This is a genomic window from Agrobacterium deltaense RV3, assembly GCF_900013505.1.
Classification (GTDB): domain Bacteria; phylum Pseudomonadota; class Alphaproteobacteria; order Rhizobiales; family Rhizobiaceae; genus Agrobacterium; species Agrobacterium leguminum.
Genome location: NZ_LT009745.1, coordinates 1080398 through 1093292, shown reverse-complemented (window position 1 = coordinate 1093292; position 12895 = coordinate 1080398). Strand labels below are relative to the sequence as shown.

The 12895-nt window shown below is 60.0% G+C and carries 11 protein-coding genes and 1 pseudogene; 8 read left to right on the top strand and 4 right to left on the bottom strand.

The features are described from left to right. Positions 1-17 precede the first annotated feature (17 nt). The 7 genes and pseudogenes from rnd to AGR7B_RS05535 all read left to right on the top strand — a co-directional run bounded on the left by rnd (position 18) and on the right by AGR7B_RS05535 (position 6087). On the top strand, positions 18-1178 hold the full coding sequence (rnd, locus tag AGR7B_RS05565) for a ribonuclease D (protein WP_065654050.1): 1161 nt from the start codon (positions 18-20) through the stop codon (positions 1176-1178). A gap of 30 nt (positions 1179-1208) precedes the next feature. Next, positions 1209-1475: pseudogene (locus AGR7B_RS05560) on the top strand (hypothetical protein); the annotation flags it as partial. A gap of 201 nt (positions 1476-1676) precedes the next feature. After that, complete coding sequence (locus AGR7B_RS05555; protein WP_080856211.1) at positions 1677-2705, top strand: adenylate/guanylate cyclase domain-containing protein; 1029 nt, start codon at positions 1677-1679, stop codon at positions 2703-2705. Between the two features lie 153 nt (positions 2706-2858). After that, positions 2859-4217 (top strand): esterase-like activity of phytase family protein, encoded by a 1359-nt coding sequence (locus AGR7B_RS05550; protein WP_080856210.1) that lies wholly within the window; start codon positions 2859-2861, stop codon positions 4215-4217. A gap of 240 nt (positions 4218-4457) precedes the next feature. Continuing rightward, complete coding sequence (locus tag AGR7B_RS05545; protein WP_065654053.1) at positions 4458-4805, top strand: YunG family protein; 348 nt, start codon at positions 4458-4460, stop codon at positions 4803-4805. Between the two features lie 146 nt (positions 4806-4951). Further along, a complete protein-coding gene (locus AGR7B_RS05540; protein ID WP_078054072.1) occupies positions 4952-5299 on the top strand; it encodes a hypothetical protein in 348 nt (115 codons plus the stop codon). 155 nt (positions 5300-5454) lie between these two features. Then, positions 5455-6087, top strand: coding sequence for a DapH/DapD/GlmU-related protein (locus AGR7B_RS05535; protein ID WP_080856209.1), 633 nt, complete (start codon positions 5455-5457; stop codon positions 6085-6087). Between the two features lie 45 nt (positions 6088-6132). Here AGR7B_RS05535 and ppx read toward each other — a convergent pair whose 3' ends face one another. Genes ppx through AGR7B_RS05515 form a run of 4 tightly spaced genes read right to left on the bottom strand, consistent with a single transcriptional unit; the run spans position 6133 to position 11841 of the window. Further along, positions 6133-7656, bottom strand: a complete 1524-nt coding sequence (ppx, locus tag AGR7B_RS05530) for an exopolyphosphatase (protein ID WP_080856208.1) — start codon at positions 7654-7656, stop codon at positions 6133-6135. Beyond that, positions 7653-9956: an RNA degradosome polyphosphate kinase gene (locus AGR7B_RS05525; protein WP_374996929.1), complete on the bottom strand. Its 2304-nt coding sequence runs from the start codon at positions 9954-9956 to the stop codon at positions 7653-7655. Before AGR7B_RS05525 ends, ppx begins: the two co-directional genes overlap by 4 nt. Next, positions 9953-10681, bottom strand: coding sequence for a DnaA regulatory inactivator HdaA (gene hdaA, locus AGR7B_RS05520; protein ID WP_065654057.1), 729 nt, complete (start codon positions 10679-10681; stop codon positions 9953-9955). The genes AGR7B_RS05525 and hdaA overlap by 4 nt, the downstream gene beginning before the upstream one ends. A gap of 2 nt (positions 10682-10683) precedes the next feature. Beyond that, positions 10684-11841 (bottom strand): AI-2E family transporter, encoded by a 1158-nt coding sequence (locus AGR7B_RS05515; protein ID WP_065654058.1) that lies wholly within the window; start codon positions 11839-11841, stop codon positions 10684-10686. 244 nt (positions 11842-12085) lie between these two features. Here AGR7B_RS05515 and AGR7B_RS05510 point away from each other — a divergent pair, with 244 nt between their 5' ends. Further along, a complete protein-coding gene (locus tag AGR7B_RS05510) occupies positions 12086-12880 on the top strand; it encodes a class I SAM-dependent DNA methyltransferase (protein WP_020811533.1) in 795 nt (264 codons plus the stop codon). Positions 12881-12895 lie beyond the last annotated feature (15 nt).

Here is a 12895-nt window from a genome sequence, read left to right as displayed (position 1 = left end):
ACGATTGGCCAATAACAATGATTGAAACGACTGCCGCCCTCGCCGAAGCCTGCACGGAACTGGCGAAATCGGAATTCATCACCATCGACACCGAATTTCTGCGGGAAACGACCTTCTGGCCGGAACTCTGCCTGGTGCAGATGGCAAGCCCGACGCTCGAAGTGCTGGTCGATCCGCTGGCGAAGGGTCTCGACCTGACCCCTCTTTTCGAACTGATGGCCAATCCTGCTGTCGTGAAGGTTTTCCATGCGGCGCGACAGGATATCGAGATCATCTACCATCTCGGCGGGCTTATTCCGCACCCGATCTTCGACACGCAGGTTGCCGCCATGGTCTGCGGTTTCGGCGATTCGATCTCCTACGACCAGCTGGTGCAGAAGATCAAAAACGTCCAGATCGACAAATCCTCGCGTTTCACCGACTGGAGCCGCCGTCCGCTGACCGAAAAGCAGCTGGATTACGCGCTGGCCGACGTGACCCATCTGCGGGATGTCTATCTCTCGCTGAAAGCCCAGCTCGAGCGCGAAGGCCGCTCGCTGTGGCTGACCGAAGAGATGGACATTCTCGAGTCTCGCGACACCTATGACATGCATCCCGACGATGCCTGGCTGCGGCTGAAATCGCGCCTGCGCAAACCGACGGAACTTGCGATCCTCAAATTCATCGCCGCCTGGCGCGAGCGTGAGGCGCGCTCCCGCAACGTTCCGCGCTCACGCGTGCTGAAGGACGATGCGATCTTCGAAATCGCCCAGCAGCAGCCGAAGGACGCCGAGGCGCTGTCGCGGCTTCGCACCATCCCCAAGGGCTGGGAGCGCTCCGCCTCCGGCACCGCCATCGTCGAAACGGTGAATGCGGCGCTGGCGCTGCCGAAAGAGGAAATGCCGAAGGCGCCGCGTCACAGCCACGCACCGGAAGGCTCCGGTGCTGCCGTGGAACTTCTGAAAGTTCTGCTGAAGCTGACGGCGGACAAGCATGGCGTCGCCGCCAAGGTCATCGCCAATAGCGACGATCTGGACAAGATCGCCGCCGAGGGCGAAAAGGCAACCGTGGCGGCGCTGACCGGCTGGCGGCGGGAACTCTTCGGCGATGTGGCCCTGAAGCTCATCAATGGCGAAGTGGCGCTGCGTTTCGCTGGCAAGAAGGTCGAGGCGGTGGAGGTTGCGGCAGGCGAGCCGTAACGGCCCGCCGCTTTCCACGCCAACGGCCACGTCGTCGGCCGCTATAATCGCGACCCGAAAGGCATGGGCTGCGGCTTGAGCGGCTGGAGGGAGAACACTCCCTTCGACGTTGATGGCCGCACCTGCGCCGCCATCATCTTCGCCCGCAAGGGAGAAACTCGGTTCGACCGGGCCTGGATCGACGGCAACCGGCTGCGTTTTTCCGCCTTCCCCGTCAAATGGTCGAACCGCTCGCCAAATGACCGGCCGCAATCCCCGCTTGAAACCGTCTATTACCGAACATCCTATCAGGCGTAGAACGGCGGCAACGCCGATTTTGCTGCAACAGCGCAACAGCCTCACCAATCCTTCATGCAACCTTACCGATTGCTCACTTTTTGCGGCGCTTTTTCCACATTAATGTCGCATATGACCTGAACAGAAGCTTCGACCGAAGGGAGCGGCCTGCCCTTCTTTCCCAAGACCAAAGCCTCCCCTTCCCGAGACCCAAGAACCGACATGAGAAAATTGCTGCCCATTCTGGATTACGTGGTGCTCTTCGTTGCCGTGGCCGGCAGCGGCGTGGCCTACGCCTTTCTGGAATATGGCGGCGGTGCATTGATTGGCGCTACCTATGCGCTGTTTGCCTGCGCACCCATCCTCGCCTTCGAGCGTGGTTATATCATGCCCGGCCTGTCGCGGCAGGTGAGCGCCCTGCCGACGCCGGCCTATATCGCCGTCGGCCTCGTCATCTATGCCATCCTCGTCTTTTGCGGCTTCGGGCTTGGCGGCACGATCCTGTGGTTGAGCGGGATATTTCCCGGCACCTGGAAACGCGCCGTCCATGCCGAGGTGCAGACGCTGATCTTTACCCTCATTGTCTGCGGCATCATCGTCTTCATCATGCGGGTGCGCGAGCTTCTCGGCCGCGATATCTTCATCGACCTCATCCTGGGGCGTTACCGCCGGCCGGTCAGCGAAGACCGCGTCTTCATCTTTATCGATCTCGTCGGCTCCACCTCCTTCGCCGAAACCCATGGCGACCTGAAGGCCCAGGAATTTCTCGGCGAAATCTTTGCAAGTTATGCCGCACCGGTCAGAAAACACGGCGGCGTCATCGACGACTATATCGGCGACGCCGCCATTATCACCTGGCCCTATCACATGGCGATCCGGCGGGCGGCCTGCGTGCGCTGCGTCTTCGATATTCAGGCGACCATTGAAAACACCCGCGACATGTGGCTCGCCCGCTTCGGCGAGGTGCCGCGCCTGCGCTTCGCCATTCATGGCGGGCCGGTCATCACCGCGGAAATCGGTGTCGATCATCACAAGATTACCTATTTCGGCGATACGGTGAACACAACCTCGCGGCTCGAATCGCTGAGCAAGATGCTCGGCCACCCGGTGCTGATTTCCGCTGATCTTGCCCATCAGCTGGTGCTTCCGAAGGGCGTGCGCAGCGAATATCTGGGCGAACATGCCGTCAAAGGCCGTGGCCAGACGCTGGGCGTCTGCACGCTCAGCCAATATCAGACGCCCGCCGCATAAGGGCAATCGACGGAAAAAAGCCGTGCGGCCCATCTGCCGACGATGGCCGTCATCAAAATTCATCAAAGCTTCAAACGGCAATCACCTGCCTGTCATGCGACGACCCTATCGCGTCAATCCTGTCTTCAACATGTATTGAGAGGGGTCTCCATCATGAAGCACATTGTTTTTGCACCTTTCGCGGTTCTCGCGCTCGCCGGCGCGGCACATGCGGCGGAAAAGGAGTTTCCGGCAAAGCTCGTTTCGCACGCCATTCTGCCTGCCAACACCATGATCGCCGCACCTGCCGATGCGCCGGAGCACCTCAAGACCTCCGCCAAATTCACCACGGCCGACCGCAAGCGCGCCGAGGGCCTCGGCACCGTGCCCGGCAAGGACGGCCTGCGCCTGACCGGCCTTTCCATGCCGTTCAACGGCCAGCCGATGCAGGGCTTTTCCGGCATCCGGGCGATGCCGGACGGCAGCTTCTGGAGCCTTTCCGACAACGGTTTCGGTTCCAAGCTCAATTCCAGCGACGCCATGCTGATGCTTCACCATCTGAAGTTCGACTGGGACGCGGGCAAGGTCAACGCGCTTGAAACCGTGTTCCTCTCCGATCCCGACATGAAGGCGCCCTTCCCCATCGTTCTGGAAGGCTCGAGCAAGCGTTACCTGACGGGTGCGGATTTCGACGTCGAATCCATTCAGCCGGTCGCTGACGGTTTCTGGGTCGGCGAGGAATTCGGCCCCTACATTCTGAAATTCACCCGCGACGGCAAGCTGACCGATGTGATCTCGACCAAGGCCGGCGACATCGAGGTAAAATCTCCCGACCATCCGGCTCTTGCCCTGCCCGGCAACCCCACGCAGAAAATGCCGGCTTTCAACCTGAAGCGCTCCGGCGGTTATGAGGGCATGGCGCTCTCCAAGGACGGCTCGAAGCTCTATGGCCTGCTGGAAGGCCCGCTCTACATGGCCGACGGCCAGGTGGAAAAAACCGATGACGGCGCGACCGCGCTGCGCATCATCGAACTCGACACCGCCAAGAAGGCGTGGACCGGCCGCAGCTGGCTTTATCCGCTGGCGGAAGGCGGCGAGGCAATCGGCGACTTCAACATGCTGGATGACACCACCGCGCTCGTCATTGAGCGCGACAACGGCGCCGGCACGTCCGACAAGGCCTGCGCCGATCCGAAGAAGCCGGAAGCAAACTGCTTTGCCGTGCCTTCCAAGGTCAAGCGCATCTACAAGATCGAGTTCAATGACGCCAATGTCGGCAAGGCCGCCCGCAAGATCGGCTATATCGATCTTCTGAAGATCTCCGATCCTGACAACAAGAAACGTCAGGGCGGCGGCAACGGTTATTACGACATGCCTTTCGTCACCATCGAGAATGTCGACCGCGTCGATGCCACCCATATCGTCGTCGGCAACGACAACAACCTGCCCTTCTCGGCCGGCCGTGCGCTGGACAAGGCTGACGACAACGAATTCGTCCTGTTGGAGGTCAAGGACCTGCTTGAGGCGAAATAAGACGAAGGCTGCTGTCACTTGCTTTGACGGCTGCGAATGATCCAGACGGAGCGCCCGGCAGACACAAATGTCTGCATGGCGCTCCGTTCCGATTTTCCAGAGCTAGAGCAATTTCGGTGAGCACCGGTTCACCTCCATTGCTCTAACTCTCTGTTTTTATGCATTTCCGGACGCAAAACCGAGCGCACTTTCGCTGGAAATGCTTTGACCGAAACATGCTTGCGGAAAAGAAGACGTTTCATGCAGGACCACGCAGAAAGACTTTATTACGCCCTGAAGAAAAGCTGGTCGGGCGAGACGAGCGGCCTCTGGTCGCGCGAAAACCCCGCCAAGGGCCAAGGCAGCGTCACCGCGCTGGTGGTACAGGATATTTTCGGCGGAGAGCTTGCCAAAACCGCTGTCAGCGGTGCCGACCATTTTTACAATATCGTCGAAGGCACCCGCTGGGATTTCACCTTCAGCCAGTTCGATATTCCGGTCGGCTATCAGGACAGGCTTGCCAGCCGCACGGAAGCCATGGCGACGATAACGCCGCTGCAATATGCCTATCTCAGCGCCTGCATCCGCAAGGCGCTCGGGCACGGCTGAGCCGTTAGCAAAAGCGCATCGCGGCACGGTGGCCAGCCAGGGTGTCACGCTCCGAGACCACGATGTCAATCTTTCCCGCAAAGCGGACACATTCCTTGCGATAATATCGCCAGGTGGAATGGTTGCACCGGCAGGAGAGATATTCGATGAGTGAAAGTTGCCCGGTCCTGACACCGGCGGAACGGCAGGTACAGGCCATATTGGAGCGCACGGGGGCAGTGATGATGGCCACCATTCACGCAGCGCTCGAACGTGCCAGCAAAGAGGTCGCTGATGCATTCCGGGCCGTCGATTCAGACATGCAGCCGCCGCCCCACGACTATTTTACCGCTGTCGCCCATCAGCAGCTCTTCCTGATGTTATGCGGGGCGGACCCGAAAACCTTCGAGGGCGGAGACCCCGAAATCGCCGGCCACATCATTCGGAATGCGCAAAACATATCCGACCACTACTGGAAGAAAACGCCTGCCGCGGCGGATGTCCCCGGCAAGTGATACATTCCGAGTGAAGACAGGATTTCGCGTCACGCGGCATCGCGCGCGATCTGCGTTTTAGAGAGGATGCCCAGCCCGGCCGGACCCCTATCGCCATTTCACGTCACAGCACCTTCATCATCGCCGTTTAAGCAGGCGCAAATCCGGAGGCTGGAATGGATTCGACCGCACAGATCAAGCGCCCGAAAATTGCGGAGACCGTCGTCCATGCGACGGCGAGCATAAGAGATTCAAGCATCGGCGAATGCTGCGAAATTCTGGCTGACACCTCCCTGCACAATGCCGAGCTCGGCAATTACTCCTATCTTGGCCCCCGTTGCATGGTGGGCGATGCAACGATCGGAAAATTCTGCGCCATCGCCGCAGAGGTCAGGATAGGCGCTCCGAACCATCCGATGGACCGGCCATCCATGCACCGTTTCAGCTATTGCCCTGAATATTATTCTGCGGATGCCGTGCGCGATGACGCCTTTTTCGACCGGCGCAGGGAGGACTGCGCCGTCATCGGTCACGATGTCTGGATCGGTCACGGCGTTATCGTCTTGCCGGGTGTCACGGTTGGAGACGGGGCAGTGCTCGCCGCCGGCGCGGTCGTCACCAGAGACGTGCCGCCCTACACCATCGTCGGCGGCGTTCCCGCAAAAATCATTCGCGAACGATTTTCGCGGCCCATCGCGGAAAAGCTTGCATCAATCGCATGGTGGGATTGGCCATTCGAAACGATCATGGCGCGGCTTTCCGACTTTCAGTCGAGCGACATAGAAGCCTTTTGCGAGCGCTGGTCCTAGCGGACGCAAGAACCGTCCTGTCGCGAAACAGAAACGCGCCGTTCGTTATTCGAACACGAATGCCAGCCGCTTGCCCGTCAGCTTCGCCAGTTGCTGCAAACGCCCGTCCAGCCGCTCGCCGGCGAAATCGCAATAATCGTGCGGCACGACGAATTCCAGATCGAGATCGGGATTGCTGGATTTGCGGAATTTGAGGTGGTCGACGACGCCCGGCATCGAGGCCGAGAAGAGATAGACGACGCGCAGCAGGCCGCCGAGCAATTTACCGAGCTCCTGCAACCGGTCACCCGCCATGACGGCGAGCGGCTGTGTGGTGCCGTTGTCGTTCAGACCTTCGAAGCGATAATAATTGGCGAGTGCAATATAGGCGCGGCCGGGATGGGTGATCGCCACGAAGGAGGAATGGGCGATGATGTTGAGCGCCTGCAATCCGCGATAATCGGGATGGGCGCGCCAGCTGATATCGGCGAGAAGGCAGGCCGCCTGCCGGTAACGGCTCTCCTCTTCGGTCTCATCAACGCCGAAGACCGGGAAGGTGCGGCCGCTCCAGTCCGCCAGTTCGCGCGCATGTTCCGGCGAGCGGGCGCGCAGAATGGCAAGTTCATCGGCGGCAACCAGCAGCGGATCGGAATTCCGCTCTTCTTCCGTCAACAGCGAATAGAGATAACCTTCGCGCACGCCCTGCGCCGAGAAGGCGATCCTGGCCGGCTTCATCATTTTCAGAACTTCGCGCATGGCGATGGCGCCGAAGGGCAGAAGCGAGCGGCGGTTCTTGGAGACCGCCTGCCAGGCCGGGTCCTTGCTATCCCGGGAGACGATGACCTCCTCGAGAAAATTCAACATCTCCTCCAGCGGCAATTCATAGCCCTGCATCATATGCAGCGGATAGCCCGATATCTCCATATGCAGCTTGGCGATGTTTCGCCAGGTGCCGCCCACCGCGTAAAAGGTGCGCCCCTCACCCGCCGCCAGAAGCTTGGCGAAGGATTTGACGTGTTTTCTGGCAATCGTCGCCGCTTTTTCCAGCGAGCCGTCCGACTGCTCCGACAGCCGCAGGCCGCCGAGCGGCAGGGTGATGCCCTCGCCGCAGCTCTTGCCCTTGATGTCGATGAGCTCGAGCGAACCGCCGCCCAAATCGCCGGCGATGCCGTCTGGATCATGGAAACCGCTGATCACGCCATAGGCGGAATAAAGCGCTTCCTTTTCGCCTGACAGTACCTCGATCTCGCAGCCGAGAATGGCTTCTGCCTCGCGGATGAAATCCGGGCCGTTTTCCGCCTCACGCGCCGCAGCCGTCGCCAGCACATAGAGCTTCTGCGCCTGCGCCTGCTCGGAAAGGACATGGAAACGCCGAAGCGCCATCAGCGCCCGGCTGACGCCTTCCTCATGCATACGGCCCGTCAGCGCCAGTCCCTTGCCGAGGCCACACAGGACCTTTTCATTGAACAGCACCGCAGGCGCGCGGGAAAGACCTTCATATACGACGAGACGAACGGAGTTCGAACCAATATCTATGACGGAAACGGGGGCAAGGCCGGTCAGCCGCCCCTGTGCTTCTGATCGAGTCATTCAGCCTGTTTCTTGCGGGACGAAATCAACCCGGCAATCAATTTGGGCGCACTGGATTTCAAGGCTTCACCACGTCCGGAAAGGCTGGGATTGGTCATGAAATAGTGCTGCGCGTTGAACGGTTCTTCGCCTTTACGCACCTCGATGCGCCTCGACGTTCCGTCCGCAAGTATCTCGTAGCTCTGCTGGTTGTCAATGAGATTGCCAAGCATAATCTGTGAAAGAACCTGCTCATGCACGGTGGGATTGGTGAGCGGAACCAGCGTTTCCACGCGCCGATCAAGGTTGCGCGGCATCATGTCGGCCGAGCCGATATAGACCAGCGCCTTGTCCGACGGCAGGCCGAAACCATTGCCAAAGCAGAAGATGCGGCTGTGTTCGAGGAAGCGGCCGACGATGGATTTAACGCGGATATTATCCGACAGACCGGGCACCTGCGGGCGCAGGCAGCAGATGCCGCGCACGACGAGATCGACCTCCACGCCCGCCGCGCTGGCGCGATAGAGCGTATCGATGATTTCAGGATCGACCAGCGAATTCATCTTCATCCAGATCGCCGCCGGCGCGCCACGCTTGGCATGTTCGATCTCTTCGTTGATGTGCTTCACGATGCGGGCGCGCAGCGTATAGGGCGAAACGGCCAGCTTCATGCCCTCTTCCGGTTCGCCGTAGCCCGTGATGAAGTTGAAGATATTAGCCATGTCATGGGCGATCTTCGGGTTGCAGGTGAAGAAGGACAGGTCTGTATAAATCTTGGCAGTAATCGGGTGATAGTTGCCGGTGCCGAGATGGCAATAGGTTCTGAGCTTGCCATCCTCGCGGCGCACAACCATCGACATCTTGGCGTGGGTCTTGAGTTCGATGAAGCCGAAGACGACCTGCACGCCGGCGCGCTCCAGATCGCGCGCCCAGCGGATATTCGCCTCTTCGTCGAAACGCGCCTTAAGCTCGACCAGCGCGGTGACGGATTTACCGGCTTCGGCCGCATCGATCAGCGCGCGAACGATCGGGCTGTCATTGGAGGTGCGGTAAAGCGTCTGCTTGATGGCGAGCACTTCGGGATCGCGCGCGGCCTGCAGCAGGAACTGCACCACCACGTCGAAGCTTTCATAGGGGTGGTGAACCACCATGTCTTTTTCGCGGATGGCGGCGAGGCAATCGCCGGCATGTTCGCGCACGCGCTCGGGGAAACGGGCGTTGTATGGTTCGAATTTCAGGTCGTCGCGCGGCGCGCGGACGATTTCCGAGATGGTGTTGAGCGCGAGAAGGCCGGGCAGAACGGCAACACGATTATCAGGCACGCCAAGCTCATGCACGACGAACTGGCGCAGCGACTGCGGCATTTCGCTGTCAGTCTCGATGCGGATAACGGAACCCCGGCGGCGGCGCTTCAGCGCGCTCTCGAAGAAACGGACCAGATCTTCCGCCTCTTCCTCAACCTCGATATCGCTGTCGCGGATGATGCGGAACGTACCGGAACCGCGCACGGTGTAACCGGGATAGAGCCGGTGGATGAAAAGGCCGACCACATCTTCAAGGGTGATGTATCGGATGGCGTTCTTTTCGTCAGGCAGGCGCACGAAACGGTCGAGCGCGGGCGGCAGGCGCAAGAGCGCCGTCATCGGCTCGCGGCCGTTGACGCTATCGAGCTGCAGGCCCATGGAAAAGCCGAGATTGGGAATGAAGGGGAACGGGTGCGCCGGGTCGATGGAGAGCGGCGTCAGAACGGGGAACATACGTTCCTCGAACTCCGTTTCCAGCCAGATGCGGTCCGCATCCGAAAGTGCGGCGGGGCGCACGATGAAGATTTCTTCCTTGGCGAGATATTGTTGCAGAACGGCAAGCGATGCCTGCTGCTCCATCTGCAGATTGTCGATTTCCTTCAGAATATCTTCGAGCTGCTCGGCCGGCGTCTTGCCGTCCGGCGTTTTGACGGTGATCTTCTGGCGCACCTGCCCTTCGAGGCCGGCGACGCGGACCATGAAGAATTCATCGAGGTTGGCGGCCGAGATGGAGAGAAAACGCAGCCGCTCCAGCAGCGGGTGATCCGTGTTCAGCGTTTCTTCGAGAACGCGGCGGTTGAACTGGAGCCAGGAGAATTCGCGGTTGATGAAACGCGCCGGGCTGTCCCACAGGCTTTCGCCTTCGGTCACCGGCTGAACCTTGTTGAAGTCTTCCTGCGCGATAGCGTCCATTCCTTGTTCCATCCCCTGACCGATTTCCGTCCCGTGATCCTGCTGCATCGCGCGATCGTCCTTCTTGCCCGTATAACAGTTTGACGACGGAACTGTGACAGTCAATCGACATCCAGTCCGCTGCCCGCCGCTGCGTTGTCCATCGCATTGAGGACCTCCGCCACCAGAGGACGTGTAATTCTCGTTCCACGCGAAAGCGCCAGCCGGTCGATACGGTCCACGATCGTCTGGGCCGTATCGAGCGAACGTTCCATTCTATTGACGATGTAACCTATGAGTTTGTCATCCATGTAAAGCTGCCGGTCGGCGAAGAGTTTCACCAGCACCTGCGCCAAAAGCCCCTCGTCCGGCTCGCCGGTTTCCACCACCGTTACGGCTTTGAGGCGCGAGCGCAGATCGGGCAGCGTCACCGGCCATGCGGCCGGCCATTGCCGGCTCGTCATCAAAAGCGTGGTGCCGTGCTGGCGCACGCTGTTGATGACGTGGAAGAGTTCCGTTTCGTTAAAACCGCGCCGGTCGGCGTCCTCGAAAAGAACCGGTCCCGTTTCGGCCGCACGCGCGGCATCGGAGCCCGTCTGGGGGTGAATGTCGCGCGCGTCGCTGATATTTTTCCAGATATTGGCGAGATGCGATTTTCCCGAACCCGGCGGCCCGGCCAGCACGACGACGGGCGAGCGCCAGTTCGGCCATTCATCGATGAGGCTGACGGCAGCCGCAAGCGAGGCGGAGACGAGGAGATCATCCCTGCCGGAAGCGGACTGGTGCGAGAATGCGAGCGGCAGCTGCTCGGCCTTCGACCGGGCGTTGTCGGTTTTGATTTGGTCAGTCATCGTCAGCTCTGAGAGTCAACCTTGCCGGAGGACGTTTTCCCTTCTTCCAGGGCAGGGTTTGTGTCCCAGGGAAGGTTGGCGGCATGCCCATGGTAAAGATCGCTTTCAAGATACCGCGACAAGGCGAAGCGGACAAGCACACCGACCGCCGCCGCAGCTGGCACCGCGACGAGAAGCCCGACGAAACCGAAAAGTGCACCGAAGGCGAAAAGGGCGAACATCAGCCAGACCGGATGCAGGCCTACGCTTTTGCCGACAAGCTTCGGCTGCAGGATGTTGCCTTCGATGAACTGGCCGGAAAAGAACACGACGAGCGTCAGAAACACATAGATGTAATCCGGCCAGAACTGCACGATGGCGACGCCGACGGCGAGGATGAGGCCGACCATGGAGCCGATATAGGGAATGAAACTGATGAGGCCTGAAAAAAGGCCGATCAGCAGGCCGAAATTCAAGCCAACCAGTGACAGGCCGACGGCATAATAAACGCCGAGAATGATGCAGAGCGACCCCTGCCCGCGCACGAAACCGGCAATGGTCTTGTCCATGTCGCGGGCGATCTGCCGGACGGTATGGACATAGTCGCGCGGTATCCAGCTATCGACCTTGTCGATCATCCGGTCCCAGTCGAGCAGCAGATAGAAGGCGACCACGGGCGTAACGACCAGCAGCGACATGACATCGACCAGCGATTTGCCGGAATTCCATATCTGCGTCAGCAACGTGCCGATGAAACCGGCACCTTCGGTCAAGAGCTTTGAAAAATTCTCCTTCACGGCGTCGATCTGGCTGCTGACCCAATCCGGCAGGAGATTGGTGTCGGCGCCGGCAATCAGCTGCTGCAATGACGAGATATATTGCGGGATGCGCGTGATGAATTCCGAGGCCTGGGCGGCGATCAGCGGGATGATGATGATGAGCGACAGCGCAAAGATCAGCACAAAGGAGACGAGGATGACGACGGTCGCCATCAACCGGCTCAAGCCGCGCCGTTCCAGCCAGTCGGCAACCGGATCGAGAAAATAGGCAAGCGCCATGCCCGCCACGAAAGGCAGGAGAATGGAGCTGAAGACCATCAGGAAAAGGACAAAGACGGCAAGCACGCCGATCCAGAAAAAAACCTGCCGGCGCAGGCTCGTACCGCTTACATGGGGTTGCATCCGTTCATCCTTTATCGCCGCACCGTCACCGCCCGTGATGGAGATAGGATGCGTACATGCACATGGTCAAGACCGGCGCTTTCGCGCATGGGCAGAAGGAGGCTGCCCGCACAGCGGCAAAATCCCTCATTTCCGGCCAACCCCTCGCAACGGCAGGTTGACCGACGGTAAATATTAGACAACTATCAAATATTGCCGGGCGGGCCAGCGGCGCTCCTTCATCTCCGGCGGCCGGGGGGGCACGATGCAGAGCACCAGTGAAAATGGCATCGCGGAATATAATGCCGGTCTCTTCGATAATCCCGAAGTTGCCGAATGGTATGACAACCAGCAGCTTTACCCGGCCGAACGCATCATTCTCGACCAGTTCCGCCATGCCTATGCGGGCAAGCGGCTGCTTGACCTCGGCGTCGGCACCGGCCGAACGACGAAGCCGCTTCTGCCGCTGGTGGGAGACTATATCGGCATCGACCGTTCGCAGCCTATGCTTGCGCTGGCGCGGCGCAATTTTCCAGCCGCCACGTTTCTCGATATGGATGTGCGGGCGATCGGCCAGTTCGGTGCGGAGCGTTTCGATTGCGTGCTGGGCGCGCTCGCGATTCTAAGCGCCTTCGACCATGAGGACCGGCTTGCCATCATCCATGCCGTGCGAAGCATTCTTGCGCCCGGCGGATATTTCATCTTTTCGTTTCACAATCGCCAATGGAAGCGGGCCGGCGGCATGCCGCTGCACCGCCGCTCCTGGCACCCGCGCGAGGTGGTGAATTCGCTGCATCCGCAAAGCTGGATCAACTATCTGCGACTGCAACCTTCGACACGGCGGACGCCGGAATATGCCATTCTCGCGGATCAGGCGCATCGCTGGAGCGGCCTGTTTTATTTCATCGACCTTGCCGCCCAGACCCGCCAGCTGGAAGCGGCGGGCTTTGAGATCGCCGCGCGTTATGGCGAGAACGGACGGCCGATAGAGGAAAATTCCGATACGTCCAATGACGGCCTGCTCAATCTCGTCTGTCGCGCCGCGCCGCAGCCATCGTAAGCACCCAATCCGGCC

Coding starts and splice junctions, on each gene's coding strand:
- AGR7B_RS05540 (WP_078054072.1), top strand. CDS start 4,952: ATGAGTGAAAGTTGCCCGGTCCTGACACCGGCGGAACGGCAGGTACAG.
- AGR7B_RS05555 (WP_080856211.1), top strand. CDS start 1,677: ATGAGAAAATTGCTGCCCATTCTGGATTACGTGGTGCTCTTCGTTGCC.
- AGR7B_RS05535 (WP_080856209.1), top strand. CDS start 5,455: ATGGATTCGACCGCACAGATCAAGCGCCCGAAAATTGCGGAGACCGTC.
- AGR7B_RS05545 (WP_065654053.1), top strand. CDS start 4,458: ATGCAGGACCACGCAGAAAGACTTTATTACGCCCTGAAGAAAAGCTGG.
- AGR7B_RS05550 (WP_080856210.1), top strand. CDS start 2,859: ATGAAGCACATTGTTTTTGCACCTTTCGCGGTTCTCGCGCTCGCCGGC.
- rnd (WP_065654050.1), top strand. CDS start 18: ATGATTGAAACGACTGCCGCCCTCGCCGAAGCCTGCACGGAACTGGCG.
- ppx (WP_080856208.1), bottom strand. CDS start 7,656: ATGACTCGATCAGAAGCACAGGGGCGGCTGACCGGCCTTGCCCCCGTT.
- AGR7B_RS05515 (WP_065654058.1), bottom strand. CDS start 11,841: ATGCAACCCCATGTAAGCGGTACGAGCCTGCGCCGGCAGGTTTTTTTC.
- hdaA (WP_065654057.1), bottom strand. CDS start 10,681: ATGACTGACCAAATCAAAACCGACAACGCCCGGTCGAAGGCCGAGCAG.
- AGR7B_RS05510 (WP_020811533.1), top strand. CDS start 12,086: ATGCAGAGCACCAGTGAAAATGGCATCGCGGAATATAATGCCGGTCTC.